At 59.3% G+C, this 18,077-nt stretch carries 19 protein-coding genes and 1 other RNA gene; 11 read left to right on the top strand and 9 right to left on the bottom strand.

From position 1 onward, the window contains the following. Positions 1–67: 67 nt before the first annotated feature. The 6 genes from ACO079_RS07090 to recR all read left to right on the top strand — a co-directional run bounded on the left by ACO079_RS07090 (position 68) and on the right by recR (position 5,353). Positions 68–1,552 (top strand): L,D-transpeptidase family protein, encoded by a 1,485-nt coding sequence (locus ACO079_RS07090; protein ID WP_421792836.1) that lies wholly within the window; start codon positions 68–70, stop codon positions 1,550–1,552. Then, on the top strand, positions 1,473–2,453 hold the full coding sequence (locus tag ACO079_RS07085) for a D-Ala-D-Ala carboxypeptidase family metallohydrolase (RefSeq protein WP_421792835.1): 981 nt from the start codon (positions 1,473–1,475) through the stop codon (positions 2,451–2,453). The genes ACO079_RS07090 and ACO079_RS07085 overlap by 80 nt, the downstream gene beginning before the upstream one ends. 76 nt (positions 2,454–2,529) lie before the next feature. Then, an RNA gene (ffs, locus tag ACO079_RS07080) (signal recognition particle sRNA small type) lies at positions 2,530–2,627 on the top strand. A gap of 30 nt (positions 2,628–2,657) precedes the next feature. After that, on the top strand, positions 2,658–4,421 hold the full coding sequence (locus ACO079_RS07075) for a DNA polymerase III subunit gamma/tau (protein ID WP_421792834.1): 1,764 nt from the start codon (positions 2,658–2,660) through the stop codon (positions 4,419–4,421). Further along, positions 4,418–4,741, top strand: a complete 324-nt coding sequence (locus ACO079_RS07070) for a YbaB/EbfC family nucleoid-associated protein (protein WP_421792833.1) — start codon at positions 4,418–4,420, stop codon at positions 4,739–4,741. The genes ACO079_RS07075 and ACO079_RS07070 overlap by 4 nt, the downstream gene beginning before the upstream one ends. A gap of 6 nt (positions 4,742–4,747) precedes the next feature. After that, on the top strand, positions 4,748–5,353 hold the full coding sequence (gene recR, locus ACO079_RS07065) for a recombination mediator RecR (protein ID WP_421792832.1): 606 nt from the start codon (positions 4,748–4,750) through the stop codon (positions 5,351–5,353). On the opposite strand, the gene ACO079_RS07060 is transcribed toward recR, so the two are convergent. Next, positions 5,350–6,471 carry a GNAT family N-acetyltransferase gene (locus ACO079_RS07060; RefSeq protein ID WP_421792831.1) on the bottom strand — a complete coding sequence of 374 codons (1,122 nt, stop codon included), beginning with the start codon at positions 6,469–6,471 and terminating at the stop codon, positions 5,350–5,352. The genes recR and ACO079_RS07060 overlap by 4 nt on opposite strands. Before the next feature lie 54 nt (positions 6,472–6,525). Beyond that, positions 6,526–7,629, bottom strand: a complete 1,104-nt coding sequence (locus ACO079_RS07055; protein ID WP_421792830.1) for a DNA recombination protein RmuC — start codon at positions 7,627–7,629, stop codon at positions 6,526–6,528. 105 nt (positions 7,630–7,734) lie between these two features. On the opposite strand from ACO079_RS07055, the gene def reads away from it, so the two are divergent. The 5 genes from def (at position 7,735) to truA (ending at position 11,393) form a co-directional block, all read left to right on the top strand. Beyond that, a complete protein-coding gene (gene def / locus ACO079_RS07050) occupies positions 7,735–8,268 on the top strand; it encodes a peptide deformylase (RefSeq protein WP_421792829.1) in 534 nt (177 codons plus the stop codon). Next, the gene (locus ACO079_RS07045; RefSeq protein ID WP_421792828.1) at positions 8,265–8,795 is read left to right on the top strand and encodes a GNAT family N-acetyltransferase; all 531 of its coding nucleotides are present in this window, start codon (positions 8,265–8,267) and stop codon (positions 8,793–8,795) included. The genes def and ACO079_RS07045 overlap by 4 nt, the downstream gene beginning before the upstream one ends. 271 nt (positions 8,796–9,066) lie before the next feature. Further along, on the top strand, positions 9,067–9,657 hold the full coding sequence (locus tag ACO079_RS07040) for a hypothetical protein (RefSeq protein WP_421792827.1): 591 nt from the start codon (positions 9,067–9,069) through the stop codon (positions 9,655–9,657). 57 nt (positions 9,658–9,714) lie between these two features. Then, a complete protein-coding gene (gene fmt / locus ACO079_RS07035; protein WP_421792826.1) occupies positions 9,715–10,647 on the top strand; it encodes a methionyl-tRNA formyltransferase in 933 nt (310 codons plus the stop codon). Next, entirely contained in the window at positions 10,647–11,393 is a 747-nt protein-coding gene (gene truA / locus ACO079_RS07030) for a tRNA pseudouridine(38-40) synthase TruA (RefSeq protein WP_421792825.1), read from the top strand. The genes fmt and truA overlap by 1 nt, the downstream gene beginning before the upstream one ends. Here the strand turns inward: truA and ACO079_RS07025 are convergent. The 7 genes from ACO079_RS07025 to yidC are packed head-to-tail and all read right to left on the bottom strand — an operon-like array spanning position 11,387 to position 18,070. After that, complete coding sequence (locus ACO079_RS07025) at positions 11,387–11,959, bottom strand: hypothetical protein (RefSeq protein ID WP_421792824.1); 573 nt, start codon at positions 11,957–11,959, stop codon at positions 11,387–11,389. The genes truA and ACO079_RS07025 overlap by 7 nt on opposite strands. Beyond that, positions 11,956–13,098 (bottom strand): succinyl-diaminopimelate desuccinylase, encoded by a 1,143-nt coding sequence (dapE, locus tag ACO079_RS07020; protein ID WP_421792823.1) that lies wholly within the window; start codon positions 13,096–13,098, stop codon positions 11,956–11,958. Before dapE ends, ACO079_RS07025 begins: the two co-directional genes overlap by 4 nt. Before the next feature lie 2 nt (positions 13,099–13,100). After that, complete coding sequence (dapD, locus tag ACO079_RS07015) at positions 13,101–13,925, bottom strand: 2,3,4,5-tetrahydropyridine-2,6-dicarboxylate N-succinyltransferase (protein WP_421792822.1); 825 nt, start codon at positions 13,923–13,925, stop codon at positions 13,101–13,103. Then, on the bottom strand, positions 13,922–14,632 hold the full coding sequence (locus tag ACO079_RS07010; RefSeq protein WP_421792821.1) for a pyrimidine 5'-nucleotidase: 711 nt from the start codon (positions 14,630–14,632) through the stop codon (positions 13,922–13,924). The genes dapD and ACO079_RS07010 overlap by 4 nt, the downstream gene beginning before the upstream one ends. After that, on the bottom strand, positions 14,629–15,657 hold the full coding sequence (locus ACO079_RS07005) for a DUF1036 domain-containing protein (protein ID WP_421792820.1): 1,029 nt from the start codon (positions 15,655–15,657) through the stop codon (positions 14,629–14,631). Before ACO079_RS07005 ends, ACO079_RS07010 begins: the two co-directional genes overlap by 4 nt. Positions 15,658–15,666: 9 nt before the next feature. Further along, positions 15,667–16,269 carry a ribosome biogenesis GTP-binding protein YihA/YsxC gene (yihA, locus tag ACO079_RS07000; protein ID WP_421792924.1) on the bottom strand — a complete coding sequence of 201 codons (603 nt, stop codon included), beginning with the start codon at positions 16,267–16,269 and terminating at the stop codon, positions 15,667–15,669. Positions 16,270–16,300: 31 nt separating this feature from the next. Further along, positions 16,301–18,070: a membrane protein insertase YidC gene (gene yidC, locus ACO079_RS06995; protein WP_421792819.1), complete on the bottom strand. Its 1,770-nt coding sequence runs from the start codon at positions 18,068–18,070 to the stop codon at positions 16,301–16,303. Between the last annotated feature and the right edge of the window lie 7 nt (positions 18,071–18,077).

Below are 18,077 nucleotides of genomic sequence, written 5' to 3'. Positions count from 1 at the left end.
GCCACAGGCAAGTCCTCAAACACCTGCCTGGACCGGTCCAGATCAGACCGGTACGCTAGAAAGCCTCGTGCTTGCGCTTGAAAGCGCAGAATCGCATGGGTTACGCGGAACCGATTATGGTCTCGACCAGTTGAGGCAGGCGGAGGCGAGAGTCAGTTCACCTGAAGTTGACGCCTTGGCCGAGCAGGCATTTCGCGCCTATGCGAACGATTTGTTACGGGGTCGAATTGATCCACTCAGCATTGATCCAGATTGGCCGTATTCACCCCGTCAAGCCGATATCAACACGATCATGAACTGGGCGCTGCAAAGCGGGGATGCGTTTACCTGGCTCGAACTGCTGGCACCGCGAAGCGAGCAGTATGCAGCGCTCAGGTTAGAGCTTTTCCGGTGGCGGTCCGCAGCGGAAGCAGATTGGCCAACGCTTTCGCCAACCGAAGCCCCTCTTGCTGTAGGTGATGATGGCGAACGTGTTCGTCAGGTCCGTGCCCGCCTGATCCAGATGGGAGTACTGCCGCCATTCTCGCCAGCTGTTACTCTGTCCGATGAATCTGTGTCTCTGGATGATGTGAGAATCGTACCTGCTTTCGACGAAGAAATGCAGACCACTATCCAACGTATTCAATACGATGCGCGGCTGGAGCCAGATGGGTTGATTGGCAGCGAGACGCTTGCCTGGCTTAACCGAACGCCGTCTGATCGGATTGCGGTGCTGCGAGCCAATCTGGAACGGTTGCGCTGGATGCCTGAGGATCTTGGCGATGTGCATATCAGCGTCAACGTCCCCGACTTTTCGCTGATTGTGGTCGAATCCGGGCAGGTGATAAGACGTCATAATGTGATTGTGGGGCGACGTTCCAGGCCGACGCCGGTCTTGACCGCCTCGTTGACCCACTTGATTGTAAATCCGTGGTGGGAAACGCCGCACTCGCTGGCAGTTAGAGACGAGTTGCCTCTGTTTCAGCGTGATCCCGATGCAGTAGCCCGCTTGGGCTTTCAAATCCTTGACCGGCAGAACGAGGTTGTTGATGGATCAATAATTGACTGGTCCGACGTTAATGCGAGCGACTTTCCCTATCGCCTTCGTCAAGCGCCTGGACCGCTTAATGCCCTGGGAGAAGTCAAATTCATATTTCCCAATCCACACAGCACTTTTCTGCACGATACGCCAGGCCGGCATCGCTTTGAGGAAATGCCTCGCGCTTTTTCATCCGGCTGTGTCAGGGTTGAAGACGCGCGCGAGCTGGCTGGCTGGGCGATACAATATGGCGTCGCTGATCCAGACCGGCCCGAAATTCCGGCCATCATTGAGACTGGGGACGAGACAAGGATAGATATGAGCGCCGATATTCACGTTCATTTTCTATACTTTACGGCTTTTCTTGATGCAGATGGTTCCGTGCGCATGGTTCACGACTTATATGAAAAAGACCATAGAATAATTGAGGCATTAGATGCGCCGCAGCTTGTTGATGAAACCGCTCCTTCTGGGATTGGGGCTGAGCCTCGCTCCGGCGCCGGCCCTGGCGACCGATACGCCTGTTTCGACTAGCGCGCGAGTACAGCCATCCGGATTTGATGATGGCCGGATCGGGTTTTCGCTGCAGATCAATGGCGATATCGAGACCGACTATTCGGTATTCTCGATTATGGCGTTACCGGGAGCAACCGTGGATCTGAGATCGTCTTCGGATGTGCGGTTTGCTTCAGCGAGTGGGTTCACGAGCGAGGCTTCGGGCAATGCCCGCTGGCTCGCACCTGATGAGCCCGGGCACCACGTGATCGAGATGTCGAGCTCAACCGGCGATGTGATGCGCCTGAACGTCTTCGTGCTTCATCCTGTCGAGGACGTCGAAGATGGCGCTCTGAATGGCTATGCGATAGGCGATTACCCACAAACGCCTTTCCGGGGACACGATGCCTACCTACCGCCGCAGGGGTTTATCGGTGTGCCACCCGAACTGCGCGACCTACCAATTTCACCGCATTTCACACTCGGTCAGTTCTTGTGCAAACAGGACGGAGGCCCCACCCGTTATGCCATCGTCAATCCGCGCCTGCTGCTAAAACTCGAATGGCTTCTGGCTGAAGTGAATGAGCACGGCTGGGAAACAGACGGATTTGTCGTGATGAGCGGCTATCGCACGCCTTCCTATAACGCAGCTATCGGAAATGGGCGGTATTCCCGTCATGTCTATGGTGGTGCAGCCGATATCTACATTGATGAGGATGGCGACGGAATCATGGACGATCTCAATGGTGATGGCGTTCATGACCGCCGAGATGCTGGCGCTCTGTACGAGTTAATCGATGGTCTGCTGGAAGAGCCGCGCTTTGCAAACTTCTCGGGAGGCTTAGGCGAATACGGCTCAAACTCGGCTCATGGGCCGTTTGTTCATGTTGACGAGCGCGGGTGGAATGCGCGCTGGGGAAGATCATCGGGCAGCCAGTAGCAAAAAAGCGACATCAGACCCGCTCTGCTGTTACCCATCCCTTGCTTTCGTAAGTCCAAAAACCGATATTGGGGGTGGAAGATCGGCGCGGACGGACGCCTCGCCAACCCGGTCAGGTCCGGAAGGAAGCAGCCGTAACGAGTTTTGCTCCGGGTCGCTGTCCGATCTTCCACTTTTATCCGGAATCAGCCCAGAAAAGAGGCCATGGACGACGCGCCCGAACAGATGACGGACACCGATCCGGGGCCGTCTCTGGGGCTCGACCTTCCAGAGGAAGATGCCGGCTATCAGGTGCTGGCGCGCAAATACCGGCCTATTCGATTTGAAGATTTGATCGGCCAGGACGCGATGGTGAAAACCCTCACTAATGCGTTCAAATCCGGCCGGATTGCCCATGCTTATATGCTGACGGGTGTGCGCGGCGTGGGGAAAACCACGACAGCGCGGCTGATTGCGCGCGCCTTGAATTACCGCACGGAACAGGCTGATGCGCCCTCCATTATGCTGGACCCCCCCGGAGAGCACTGCGATGCCATCCAGAAGGGCAGCCATGTCGATATCATGGAGATGGATGCCGCCTCGCGCACAGGCGTGGGCGATATCCGGGAAATTCTCGAAGGCGTGCGCTATGCGCCCGTGTCGGCGCGCTACAAAGTCTACGTGATCGACGAAGTGCACATGCTGTCGAATTCGGCCTTCAACGCGCTTCTCAAAACGCTGGAAGAACCGCCGCCGCATGTAAAATTCATCTTCGCGACAACCGAAATCCGCAAAGTCCCGGTTACGGTGTTGTCACGCTGTCAGCGCTTTGACCTGAAGCGCGTAGACCGCGATGTTCTGGCCGCGCATTTGGCCAATATCTGCGAAAAAGAAGGCGCCAATGTCAACGCCGATGGGCTGGCACTGATTGCGCGCGCAGCCGAAGGGTCTGTGCGGGATGCCTTGTCCTTGCTGGATCAGGCGATTGTGCAGGGCGAAGGCTCTGACGGTCCCGTTACAGCGCTGGACATTCGCGACATGCTGGGTCTGGCTGACCGGGCACGGGTGCTGGACCTGCTGGAAGCCGCATTGGCAGGAGATCACGCCAAGGCGCTGTCCGAGATCGCCGAGCTTTATGATTCCGGCGGTGATCCCGCCATCATCACGCGCGATTGCCTCGATTTTGTTCACGCCATCACGCGGGTGAAAGCCGCGGGTCCTGAGGCTGATATCGCCGAAGCCAAGGAAACGATTGAACGGTTGGCTGCGCTGGCCGATACTCTTTCCATTGCGCAGCTGACCCGGCTCTGGAAAATTCTGCTGGTTGGGCTGGAGGACGTGCAACGCTCGCCTGATCCGCTAACGGCTGCCGAGATGACGCTGTTGCGGCTGGGTTCCGCGGCGTCTCTGCCTTCACCGGAAGATGCAGCCAAACTGATGCGCGGCGAGCAGGAGGCCGCGCCTTCCGCCCCAAAGCCTGAGCCAATATCTGCGCCAGCCGCCGGGCCCGCGCCGACAGCCCGTGCGGAACCAGTCGAGGCGGAGCTTGCCCCTGCCTCTGCACCGGTAACAGGCGATGCCCCAACATCGCTGGACGAGGTTCACGATATGATGCGTGATCGGGCGGACGCGAAGCTGCGGTCTGACCTCATCCGCTATGTCCGGCCCGTGTCGTTCAAGCCCGGCAAGATCGTGTTTGAACCGGCGGAACATTCCCCGCCGGATCTGGCGCAGCGTCTGGCAAAATGGTTGCAGGACCGGACAGGCGAAACCTGGGCGGTTCTGCCCACCCATGATTCCCGCGGCGGCGAGACAATCCGTGAACGCCAGAAGCGCGAGGAGCGGGAATATGTCGAGCGCATCGCCCGTGATCCGGTTGTGGCCCGTGCGCTGGAACTCTTTCCAGGTGCAGAAATTATTGAAGTCAGAAAGCCGGAACCACCGGAAGAGTCTGACGAACCGATGGAAAACGCAGAGAGATCATCATGAAAGACCTGATGGGACTGATGAAGCAGGCGCAGGAACTGCAAAAGCGCATGCAGGAGGCGCAGGAACAGCTTGAGGCCGAAGAAGTCACCGGTGAATCGGGAGCGGGGCTGGTTCGCGTCACCTTGTCAGCCAAGGGCGAAATGAAACAGATCGAGCTGGACCCCAGCATTCTGGTCGCCAGCGAAAAGGAGGTCATAGAGGACCTCATTATGGCCGCTCATAACGATGCCAAGCGGAAAACCGAGGAAGTGCAGGCGCGGGTCATGAAAGACGCCGCCGGTGGCATGCCGCTGCCGCCCGGTTTTTCGTTTCCGGGGTAGCGACAAGTGGCAACGTCTTCTGCCGGTCCGGAAATTGAGCGCCTGATCCAATTGTTGGCAAAATTGCCGGGGCTGGGCCCGCGCTCGGCGCGGCGCGCGGCGCTGCACCTGCTTAAAAAACAGGATGCGTTGATGCGGCCCATGGCCGAGGCCCTGTCGGATGCGGCGGACAAAATCACGGCCTGTTCGATTTGCGGCAATCTGGATGTTTCGGACCCGTGCTCCATCTGTACCGCGCCGGGGCGCGAACCGACGACCATCTGTGTGGTCGAAACCGTCGGCGATATCTGGGCGCTGGAACGCGCCGCGGCCTTTAAGGGCCGCTATCATGTGCTGGGCGGTGTGCTCTCTCCGCTGGATGGCGTGCGGCCGGAAGATCTGAATATCGGCAAGCTACTGGACCGCGCGGCCAAGCCGGAGATCAAGGAAATCGTTCTGGCACTGAATGCGACGGTCGATGGCCAGACCACGGCGCACTATCTGGCGGACCGTCTGGACGGGCTGGATGTGTCCATCACCAGCCTCGCACGCGGCGTGCCGGTCGGGGGTGAGCTGGATTATCTTGATGATGGAACGCTGACAGCGGCGTTCAAATCCCGGCGCCCGGCCTAGGCAGCGCGAAACCCCTTTGCAAATGTTTTCAAGCGCGGACCCAGCTCCGGTTCAAATGCGCTGACTTGAGACCAGCGGCGGCGGGCGCGTACCGGCAGTTCGCTCAACTTGCCAGGTAGAACGCTGGCGCAAGCTTCCGCCAGATCCCAGGTGCGCAAGCCGAGAGCTGCAAAGCTGGGCGCGATAACGCGGCCGGTATCCAGCGGCACTTCGTATGAGGCGTAAAAGGTTTTGTAATGCGCCCCGCCCTTGCCGAGATCAACGCGGGTGATCCCCTGATCTGGCGCGGCTTTGAAAATCTCGTGCAAGAGTAACAGGCCCGGCGAGACCTTGGAGAAGCGATCCTCATAGGCCGGGAACCAGGAATGATAGGTCTCGCCTGCGCGCAGGCCGAATTCCACCGCCGCCAGCTCATCGCCGAAGTAAAGCGCATACATCTCCCCGCGGAAGGCGGGATCGCTTAGCGCATTCAGGTTTTCCAGAAGCTGCCGTGCCCAGGAGATGCCGAAGACGTCCAGTTTGCCAGTGGCGTCATATTGCGCGGTTTTCCAGGCGGCCAGGGTGGCGAAAAGCTCACCGTCCGGATCGCCGGTCACGAGGCGGACCGCGCCGAAATCCCGCTCGGCATTCCGGAAGCGGCGCTCGGTTTTTTTGAACTGGGATTTGTGGGCGGCTTTGCGTTCCGCGAAATAGGCCTCCGGCCCGTCGGCGATATCCACAACCACGCTGCCATCGCGTTCGCGCGCGCCCTTGATCGGGCAGGTGGTGCCATCCCACCAATTGTCATACGCCATAAAGCCGGCGCCCAGCTGGGTCAGAAACTCGTCCACGCAAATTTGCGCGCCGGGCCGGGCCACAATGCCCTGATAATCTGACATGGGCGCGCCGACGGGGCGGATGCCAAAGCGGTGCGGCGCATGAAAGGCGAAGTAACCGATGGCTTCTTCGTCCTGTTCAATAACAGCGACACGCACATCGCTGCGGACCTGGTCAACGGCCTCAGCGAACCCCGGCAGAAGGTAAGGGCTGACTAGCTGACCATCCTGGCACGCCCAGGCGCGCCAATTGGCGAAATCGGCCTCATTCAGGTCCCGTATCGAAACGCTTTTTACGCGCATCAAGCCACTCCCGCTTCGTCTCTGACGGGAATGCAAGAAAAGGGCCGGTTTTGGTTAATTGGGGGGTTCGATCGATTTCAGATCGGTCTCATCGAACTCGACCTCGCGAACGCGTTGGCCTCGCGATGTAATTCTACGTGTAGATGTCTCAATGTCGTTGATATCTTCATTAGCCTGAACGAAGCGCGTTCTTAGATTGCCCACGCGCTTGTCGAGCAATTTGACATCATCAAGCATCAGACCAACGACTTTCTGGATTTCAGCAGCCTGTTTGTGCATTTCTGCGTCACGCATCACGGCCCGGATCGCGGTTAACATCGCCATAAGAGTCGTCGGAGAAACCAAGAAAACGCGCTTCTTCCGCGCGAAGTCTATTAGGTCTGCGAAGTCTACGTGAATAGTCGCGTAAACAGCCTCTGAAGGAACGAACATTAACGCCAAATCGGCAGTTTCGCCTGCGATCAGGTATTTATCGCTGATATCGTTGATGTGTTTTTTTATGTCTGCCTTGAACGCTCGTGCCGCAGTTTTCTTTGAATCGGGGTCATTTGAATCAATGTAATTGCGGTATGATGGCAATGTGAACTTCGAATCCACCGGAACGGGTCCTGGCGCTTTCGGCATAGAAACCAATGCATCCGGAATACTTCCATTTGAAAGAGCCGTTTGAAACTTGAACGCGTTAGCAGGTAAGATGTCGCTGATTATCTCCTCGATTTGCATCTCTCCAAATGCGCCGCGAGCTTGATTGTTGGACAGGATTTGCTTGAGCCCCGTCACTTCACCAGAAAGTTCGGAGATGTTTTTCTGAGCCGCATCAATGAGGGCGAGCCGCTCATTCAGCGTTTGCAGTGATTGCGCCGTGCGCTGGGTCTGCTCGCCAAGACTATCACCAACTCGCTTGGTCACGGCATCCAATCGCTCATTCATGGATTTTTGAAGTTCCGCGCGCCCAGCCTGTTGGTCATTGGCAATCTGGGACAGTCGGCCTTGCAGCTCGGCATTGGCGCGCGCAAGATCAGCAAGCGCTGTCACCATGCCGTCATCGGTCCTGGGCTTGCGCAGGAATAAGGCCGACAGGCCAATGCCCGCCAGCACCGCCAGCACCAGGCCTCCCGCAGCGATAAGAATGGTGTTCTGATCCAGATTTTCCAGCATTCCGCGTCCAGACGATCTCACTAAACCCGATTATCGCTGATTCGCGCGCCTGATGCGCCCGGTTCACTCTTGAAGCCCGGCGCTGCTTCGCATACCTAGGGCGCTATGGCCGTTAAAGAGATCCTCACCGTTCCCAATCCGATCCTGAAACAGGTGTCTAAACCTGTGGACGGGGTGGATGAAGACGTCCGCAACCTCATGGATGACATGCTCGATTCCATGTATGCGGCGGACGGGATCGGCCTGGCAGCGGTGCAGATCGGCGTGCCCAAGCGCGTCATCGTGATGGACCTCGATTGGGGCAAGGAAGACGGAAAGCGCAATCCGCGTTATTTCGTCAATCCGGTTTTGTCAGACCCATCCGAGAATACGCTTCCGTATGAAGAAGGCTGCCTGTCGGTGCCGTCCTATTTCGATGAGGTCGAGCGCCCGGACCGCATCCAGATCGATTATCTCGATTATGATGGCAAGCCGCGCACCGAGATTGCCGAAGGGATGTTTGCGGTGTGTATCCAGCACGAGATGGATCACCTCGAAGGCGTGCTCTTTATCGACCATCTGTCACGGCTGAAGCGTCAGCGCGCGGTGCAGAAGGTGAAGAAATTCGTCAAACAGCGCGAGCAGGACGACGCGGCGTGATCCTGCGCAAAGCAACGCTGGATGATGTTGCTTTGTTGGAGGCTTGGGACGAAAAACCCCACGTTAAATGGTGCACCGGGTTTGATCCGGACAAGCCGCTTCCCGAGGATGAGAAAGAAGACTGGGCGAAACTGGTCAATCTCGATGTCGACTGGTTCGAGGTGTTGATCGGCGAAGTGGACGGCCGCGCTATTGGCGTGGTGCAGATCATCGACCCCCATTTGGAAGAAACCCATTATTGGGGCGAATGCGAGCCCCATCAGCGCGCCATCGATATCTGGATTGGCGAGGAAGCGGATCTCGGCTGCGGCTATGGCACCCGGATGATGGAACAGGCCATCGCGCGCTGCTTTGCCGCGCCGGAGGTCACTAATATTCTCATCGACCCGCTTCTGAAAAACGAAAAAGCCATCCGTTTTTACCGGCGTCTCGGCTTTGCCGATGTGGGTGAGCGCTGGTTTGACGACGATTTGTGCTGGGTGATGGAATTGCGGCGGGGCGTATGGGAAAAGCGGGTGGCGGGTTGATGCCGGTCACTTCATTGCTCCGCTCATGAACGGCGGTCCGGCCGTCATTCTGCTGAGTCACCCCTCCAATCCTGCCCTTTTTCCCATGATGCTTTGCGTTTTAATGTGTTAACACACTGCTTTTCGGTGGGATTGAGCAGTCAGTTCAAGGGAGGGTGAATTGGAGCCGGCGTGGCCCCTTGAGAGCAGCCGCTATAGGGATAAGGTGACTAGCAGGCGCGCCGCCATCCGGGCAGAGGCGTGCACCAAGAACGAGGACAGGGGAATTGGTATGAGCTGGGGTAAAGCGGTTATTCTATCCAGTGTGGCGGCGCTAGGGATTAGCGCCTGTTCGCCATCAGGCGAGACCCAGGCTGAAACCACCCTGTTCGACGCCATCTCTGCTTATTGCGGGCAGGCGTTTGAGGGGTCGGTGACCAGTGAGGATCCGCGTGATGCGGATTGGGCGGGTCAGACTCTGACCATGCATGTGCGGGAATGCTCGGACGATGAAATCCGTATTCCGCTTCATGTCGGTGAGGACCGCTCGCGGACCTGGGTGGTGACGCGCACCGAGGACGGGTTTCGCTTGAAGCATGATCACCGTCATGAGGACGGGTCGGACGATGTGCTGACGCAATATGGCGGGGACAGCTCGACGGTCACGGCGATTCGCATCGAGTTTCCTGCCGACGAGTTCAGCCGCGATCTCTTTGTGCGCGAGAATATTCCGGATTCTGCGCAAAACACCTGGCTGATGGCGTTGGAGGGCGAGACGTTCACCTATGGGCTGGACCGGCCCAACCGGACGTTCCGGGCCGTGTTTGATCTTTCCGCGCCGGTCACACCACCGTCCGCGCCTTGGGGATTTGAGGACGAGTAGGCCGTCCCAGCGCAGACGGGACTTGATCTTGCGCGCGCGATTGGCTCAAACGCGGCCATGACGCTTCGCCTTGCCTTTATGGGAACGCCCGATTTTGCCGCCGCCTCGCTGGCCGAGATTGCTGCGGCCGGTCATGAAATCGTGCGGGTCTATACCCAGCCGCCGCGCCGCCGGGGCCGGGGCAAGGAAGAGCGCAAAACGCCGGTGCATGAGCTGGCCGAAACGCTGGGGCTGGAGGTCTCCACGCCGGAGAGATTCCGCGATGCGGACGTGCTGGCCGAGTTTGCCGCGCTGAATTTGGATGTGGCGGCGGTCGTCGCCTATGGCCAAATCCTGCCGCAAGCGGCGCTCGATGCGCCGGAGTTTGGTTGTCTGAACCTGCATGCGTCCTTGCTGCCGCGCTGGCGCGGGGCGGCACCCATTCAGCGCGCCATCATGGCCGGCGATGAGATCACCGGCGTTCAGATCATGCAGATGGAGGCCGGGCTCGATACGGGTCCGATCCTCTTGTCCGAGACGGTGCGCATCTTCCCGTTTGATACTGCAGGCAGCCTGCATGACCGGCTGATGGCGACCGGGGCACAGATGTGGCCGCGCGCGCTGGCGGCGCTGGAGCGGGGCTCGCTGGAAGCCGTTGCGCAGGATGAAGACGGCGCGACCTATGCGAAGAAGATCACGACGGAAGAATCGCGCATCGACTGGTCAAAACCGGCGGACGTGGTGGCCAATCAGATAAGGGGGCTTTCGCCCTTTCCCGGGGCCTGGTTCGAGCTGGAAACGGCGAAGGGCCCGGTGCGCGTGAAAGTCCATCTCGCCAAGGTCGAAGACGGTGAAGGCACGCCCGGAACCGCGCTGGATGATGGCTTGCTGATTGCCTGCGGAGACAAGGCGGTGCGCCTTTCGAGACTCCAGCGCGAAGGCAAGGCGGCGATGGACGCCGAGGAGTTTCTGCGCGGCAATGCGCTGGCGGCAGGCACGGTGCTGGCCTGATGCCGCGCTACAAGCTGACGATTGAATATGACGGCACCGCCTTTATGGGCTGGCAGTGGCAGGATCACGGCCCCAGCGTGCAGGGCAGTCTGCAGCGCGCGGCGGCCGAGCTGAATGGCTCACCCGTCGATGTCATCGGCGCAGGACGCACGGATAGCGGCGTGCATGCGCTGGGGCAGGTGGCGCATGTGGATCTGGATAAGGATCTGCGCACGGATACCGTCCGCGATGCATTGAATCAGCATCTGAAACCGGATCTGATCGCGGTGCTCGATTGCGAGGAGGTGGGTGAGGATTTTCACGCCCGCTTTTCTGCGACCAAACGGCATTACATCTATCGTATGCTGGACCGGCGACCGCCGCTGACGCTGGATAAGGGCAAGGTCTGGCGCATTCCACAAAAACTGGACGCCGAAGCCATGCATGCCGCGGCTCAGCGCCTGGTGGGGCAACATGATTTTTCGACCTTCCGCGATGCGCAATGTCAGGCGGATTCCCCGATCAAAACGCTCGATACGATCAGTGTGCGCCGCGTTGCCGATGAGGTGGAGTTGACCTGTTCAGCGCTCTCCTTCCTGCATCGGCAGGTGCGTTCGATCACCGGCTCACTGGTGGAAGTTGGCCGGGGCAAGTGGACGGAAAGCGATCTGGTTCAGGCCCTAAAAGTGCGCGATCGTGCTGCCTGCGGTCCGGTCGCGCCGGCGTCCGGGCTTTATCTGGAGCGGGTGGACTATCCCGGTCAGTAAATCAGCATGGCCAGCGCGCGGTTTGCGACGATGGGGATGGCGGCCATGGGAATCGTCCATAGGAGCGGCAAGCCCAGCGTGACCTGCGCGACCCGGAAATACAGATAATAGCGGATGCCTTCATAGATAAAGGCGATCGAAAAACCGGTGCTGGCAATGCTCGAAAGCCCGGCCAGATAAAGGCTGATCAAAAATCCCAGGAGCAATAACAGGAACACGACCGACCAGTTGTGCAACACGACCCAGGGAACAAATCGCGGCCCGGTCCCGGTCAGGCGGGTCAGAATGTAGGCAATGACGGGGAAAACGAGCCAGGTTTGTACAAATTGCAGGGCGATCTGACTCAGCGTCAGCGTGGACTCATAGTCCGTTATCGCTTCCACATAAAAGCGCTCGAAGCCGAAAATGATGAAGACGAGCAAGGGCAGCGAGATTAGCGCTGCGCCAAAACTCCGGACGAAGCCCGTAGCGGAAACATTCAGCTGATTTTCCCACCCTTCGCGCAGGCTGAATACGTTGAGGGTCGCCTTTAGCCCCAGCCATGTCTCAGCAAAAAGCCGGATCATTCGCTCAATCCGAAATAGGACCGGATCAGCCGGGCATAGATGCGGGTCAGCGTCTCAATATCGGCGGTATCCACGCGTTCATCGACCTGGTGCATGGTCGCGCCGACCAGGCCAAATTCGGCCACCTGGGCATAGTCCTTGATGAAGCGGGCATCCGATGTGCCGCCGCCCGTGGTCAGCGCCGGGGTGCGTCCGGTTTCGGCTTCGACGGCGGCGACCAGCTGGTGCGTGAAATGATCAGGGGTAGAGAGGAAGGCCTCGCCAGTGACTTTGAGATCAAGCCTGATCTCGCCTTCAAAGCCCAGTCCGATGGATTTGGCCTCGTCCTCGATCCAGCGTTTCAGCTCCTCGCCCTTGTGGGCGGTATTAAAGCGGATATTGAATTTCGCGCGGGCTTCCGCCGGTATCACATTGTGCGGCTCATTGCCGACATCGATGGACGTAAATTCCAGATTGCTTGCCTGAAAGTGCGGCGCGCCATCATCCAGGTTTCGCGCCAGCAGCGCGTTGACGAGTTCCACCAGTTTTGGGACCGGATTTTCCGCGCGTTCGGGATAGGCGACATGGCCCTGGCGTCCGATAACGCGGATCACGCCATTCAGACTGCCCCGGCGTCCTACCTTGATGGTCTCACCCATGCGATGCGGATTGGTGGGCTCGCCGACCAATACATGATCAAAACGCTCGCCGGCTTCATGTACCGCCTCCATCAGGCGCTTGGTGCCGTTGATGGCCGGGCCTTCTTCATCACCGGTGATCAGGAAGACGATCGATCCGGGAATGTCATGCGCGGATTTCACGCGCTCTACCGCGGCCACCATAGCTGCCAGCGCGCCCTTCATGTCAGACGCGCCGCGCCCCCAGAGCACGCCGTCTTCAATGCGCGCGTCGAACGGCTTGTTGGTCCAGGCGTCGATGTCGCCGGGCGGGACGACATCGACATGACCGGCAAAGCCAAGCACGGGACCCTCCCTGCCCAGACGTGCATAGAGATTGTCCACCTCTTCAAAAGGATAGCGCTTGGCGGTGAAGCCCAGCTTTTCCAGCGCGCCTTGCATCACGTCTAGCGCCCCCTCATCGAGCGGCGTGACGGACGGTGCTTTGATAAGCGCCTGAGCGAGGGGGAGGGGGTTCGCCACGCCTAATCCCGCAACAATTCGTTGATGCCGGTTTTGGCACGGGTGCGTTCATCGACGGTTTTGACAATCACGGCGCAGGCCAGCGACGGGCCACCTTTCGGATCAGGCAGGGTGCCGGGCGCGATGACGGCGTAGGGCGGAACCTCGCCATAGGTGATCTTGCCGGTCGCGCGATCGACGATCTTGGTGGAGCCGGAAATGAAGACGCCCATAGCCAGCACAGCCCCTTCGCGAACGATCACGCCTTCCACGACTTCCGAGCGCGCGCCAACGAAGACATTATCTTCAATGATGGTCGGATTGGCCTGCAAGGGCTCCAACACGCCGCCAATGCCCGCGCCGCCGGACAAGTGGACGTTCTTTCCGATCTGCGCGCAGGAGCCGACGCTGGCCCAGGTATCGACCATGGTCCCTTCGCCGACATAGGCGCCGATATTGACAAAGGACGGCATCAGAACAGCCCCCGGAGCGATATACGCGCCGCGTCGCACGGCGCAGGGCGGCACGGCCCGGAAACCAGCGGTTCTGAATTCATTCTCGCCCCAGCCCTCGAATTTGGAGGGCACCTTGTCCCACCATTTTGATCCGGCAATGCCGCCGCTGATCGAGGCCATTGGATTCAGGCGGAAGGACAGGAGCACGGCTTTTTTCAGCCATTGATTGACGACCCAATCCTCACCGGACTTTTCGGCCACGCGCGCCTTTCCGGAATCCAGAAGGGCCAGCGACTGAGCGACCGCATCCGCCACCTCGGCATTCAAGGCACCGTCTTCATTCCGGTTGTCCCAGGCGGTATCGATCAGGCTGGCGAGGGCAGAAGGGGTCATGCGGCTTGGCTCGCGGTCTTGGCGGTGGACAGGAAGGTTTTCAGGCAATCTGCTGCGAAATGTACATGATCGGGATGTTCTCCCGGCCCGGCGCTTTCTTCATCCCGCGGTCCGGGACGGGCGCGGATCAGAATGGTTGTCCAGCCCAGCTCATGAGCGGTCTTCAAATTTCGGATCGAGTCTTCAAAGAAAGCGCTTTCGGGCGCCTGAACATCGAACCGGTTCACAAAGCGCTCAAAGCCGGAGCGGTGCGGTTTGGGCTGAAAGTCTGCGGCTTCCACGTCAAACATGTCGTGGAAGCAGTCGGAAATTCCCAACCGGTCGCAGATATTCTCGGCGTGCTTCATGGACCCGTTTGTATAAACGAAGCGGCGCCCCGGCAGGGCCTTGATGTGGCGGGCCAGTTCGGGGTCGGGATCAACGACGCTGAGATCTATATCGTGCACGAAATCCAGGAAGGCGCGGCCATCCGGCACCTGACCATTGGCCATCAACCCGTTTAACGTCGTGCCATATTCGCGCCAGTAATCCTTCTGCAGCTTGCGCGCGGCCACCAGGTCCAGATTAAGCGTCCGGGCCACGTATTCCGTCATTTTCTTGTCGACCTGCGACATGACGGCGGCATCAGAGGGATAAAGCGTGTTGTCGAGATCAAAGACCCATGTGGCGACATGGGACAGATCGGGATTGGCGGGGGGCTGGCTCATTCTTCAGGCGTCTCTTCGGCTGCTGGCCCGGGCTCGGCCGTCTCCGCTGGCAGGCGGAAATCCGCGATCGAAAGGGCCAGACGGCTGGTGCCTTCGACCGGTTCCGGGATCTGCCGGAAATAGCCCTGCGCATAGCCACGTCCAGCGCATTCCTCCCGGCCTTCGGCGACAAAACGCGACGGGGCAAAGCAAAAGGCTTCCGTTCCGCCTTGTAATCGCCCGCGCGTTTCGCCGGTCTGTTCGGCATAGATCCAGGCATTGGCTTCATCCAGATGCTCGGCAATCACCCGGGCACACCCTCCGGCATCCAGCCGCCACCAGCCGCGTGCCTCCCAGATTTCGCCGCGCTGCCGGCCAAGAGCGATGGCAATGCGTCCAACTGTTTCGTTGCAAACGATCAGGCCGGCGTCTGCATTGCGTTGAATGGCGGCCGCTTCAAGCGCGTCGATTAGCTCGGGACGCGGCGGGGTGCGTGGCAGGCCGGTTGCCTGAACAAAGGCGGAAATCGCGCGGGTTGTGCGGCGTCCTGCCAGACCATCCACGGTCCGGATGTCATAGCCGGCATCCCGCAACAGGCGCTGGGTTCCTGCCTCCTGGGCGCGTGTGCCGAAATCTGCCGGCTCGATCAGGACCGAGCGAAGGCGATGATCGCCGCGCAAAATATCAAATCCGCGCCGATCCAGCCCCAGGGATTCGCAGTCATCCACGCCCTCCACGGCAAAGTCTGACGCGCCGACGCACAAATCCAGTTGACCGCCCCATTCGCGCACACCGCCCAGATAGGCAGAGGTCGAGCGCGCGTAAAACAAAAGCGGATTATCGCTTTCCGGATCAATGACCGGGCCGGGTTCGACGCATTCCCCCGGGCGCACACGCGTCCAGCCCTCAACCGCGATGTCGCGATCTTCCGTGATCCAGCCCAACGCGACTTCGACGATGAAGCTGGTTTCATTGCAGACATCAATCGCCCGCGCCGGGGCGGCGGGCAGGACAATCAACAGGATGAAAGCAAGGCGAAGCATCATGGCGGACATCTAAGCGGAGAACTCGGGTATAAATGCGGCAATGACATTACGAAGGTCATCAAGCCCGGTTTTTTTTGAGGAGGAGGTCGCAATGATCTCCGGGAAAGCGGCCGGGCGCTTGGCCAGAGCCTCCAGCGTTTCAGTTTTCATCCGTTCGACCTGGCCGGGCTTTATCTTGTCGGATTTGGTCAACACGATCTGATAAACAACGGCCGCTTCGTCCAGGCCGTCCATCATCACCTTGTCGGCGGCTTTGAGCCCGTGGCGCGCATCAATCAGCAAGAAGACGCGCTTTAAATTGGGCCGGCCTTTCAGAAAGGCTTCGGTCAGCCGGGTCCAGACCTCGGCGACTTTCTTCGGCGCTTTGGCAAATCCATAGCCCGGCAAATCCACAAGGCGGATGACGCCCGCCAGATCAAAGAAATTCAATTCCCGCGTCCGGCCCGGCTCGCCGGACGCGCGCGCCAGTTGTTTTTGATTGGTCAGCGCATTGATCAGGCTGGACTTGCCGACATTTGAGCGTCCCCAAAACGCGACTTCCGGCAGATCCGGCGGCGGCAGGCCGCCCAGATCAACAGCGCCTTTGATAAAGTCGCAGGATTGGGCAAACAGGGCGCGCCCGGCGCCGGGCGTGTCCGGGTCCTTAGTCAGAGCTGGCTTCTCCGCCGCGATTACGCAGCTTCTTGATGAAGGTATCCAGCCGCGTTTCCACACCCTGACGGCGCATGATCACATATTGCTGCAGGATGGAAAGGAAGTTGTTCCACGCCCAGTAGATCACCAGACCCGCTGCGAACGGGGCCAGGATGATGGTGAAGACGAAGGGCAGGAAGGCAAAGATACGCTGTTGCATCTTGTCCGGCGGCGGCGGATTCAGCGACTGCTGTAAATACATGGTGATACCCATCAGGATCGGCCAGGCACCGATCGCCAGAACACCGCCCAGGATGGGCAATCCGGACGGGTCATACGGTAACAAGCCGAACAGATTCCACATGCTGGTCGGATCAGGCGCGGACAAGTCCTGAATCCAGCCGGGGAAGGGCTGATGGCGCATTTCCAGCGTCACAAACAGGGTTTTATAGAGCGCATAGAAGACCGGGATCTGGAACAGGATCGGCAAACACCCGGCCAGAGGATTGACTTTCTCCCGCTGATAGAGCGCGACAATTTCCTGTTGCTGGCGTTGCTTGTCATCTTCATAGCGCTCGCGGATTTCCTGCATTTTCGGCTGCAGGTTTTTCATCTTCGCCATCGAGACATAGGCGCGGTTTGCGAGCGGGAAGAAGAGCAGTTTCACCAGAACCGTGACCGCCAGAATAGCAAAGCCGATGCCGCCGAGATAACCCGACAGAAGGTGCAAGAGCCAGAAATAGGGGCGGGTGAGGAACCAGAACATGCCCCAGTCCACGGCCATGTCGAAGCGTGAAATGCCCAGCTCGCTCTCATAGGTCTGAAGAAGGTCGACCCGCTTGGCGCCTGCAAAAATCCGCGCTGAAGTCTCTAGCGTTTCGCCCGGACCAAGTTCCAGCGGTTGGGTGACATAGCCCGATTGATAGGTATCGGGCCCCTGACGGCCGATCAGGCTGTATTCGCCGGTGATTTCCATGGATTGGTCGGGAATAACCGCAGCCATCCAGTACTTGTCGGTGATGCCCATCCAGCCGCCAGTGCCGGATTCGGATGTCTCGTCGCCCGGGTCCATCGAGCGGTATTTGTCATCAATCAGCGTGGTGCCTACCACCCCGATCGGGCCTTCATGCAGAATGAAGAAGGGCGCCCAGGGAGCCGGGGGCTCACCATCGCGGCGCACCCGCGCATAGCGCGACAGGCTGGCGGTTTCGCTGGATGTGTTTTGAATCACATCCGAATAGGTGAACATGTAATCGGCATCGAGGGAGATGGTGCGCTGGAAGACCAGCCCGTCATTTCCGCGAAATTCCAGGACAATCGGTGTGTCGGGGGTCAGGCGGTCGCCGGAAACCAGCGTCCAGTTGGCATTGAAGCCGGGCGCGTCGCTGGGCCCGTCACCAAGGGCCTGCCAGCCATCTTGCGCATAAAAGGCATGCTCCTGACCGCGCGGAACGAGGAATTCGACCGGCGAGGGATCATCCACTTCCGTGTCGTAGCGATTGAGCCGCAGATCATCGATGCGCGTACCCGTGAGCGAGAGCGAGCCGGCGAGCGCTTCACTGGCAATTTCGATCCGTTGATCGACCACCTCGTTCACTGTGGCCGCTTCATTGGACTCAGCAGCGGCTTGCGCCAGCTCGGTTTCAACCATTTCAGACTGTGCCGCCACCTGCTCGGCGCGCTGGCGCTCCTGCATCGGGCTGATCACGAAGATCTGGTAGGGGATGAGAATGGCGGCCGAGATGACCACTGCCAGAATGATATTACGAGTGTCGCCCATTTCGGGG

The organism is Hyphobacterium sp. (genome assembly GCF_965228115.1).
In the GTDB taxonomy this organism is placed as follows: domain Bacteria; phylum Pseudomonadota; class Alphaproteobacteria; order Caulobacterales; family Maricaulaceae; genus Hyphobacterium.
Note: the sequence above shows the minus strand (reverse complement) of the source record. Positions and strands in the feature narration are given on the sequence as shown.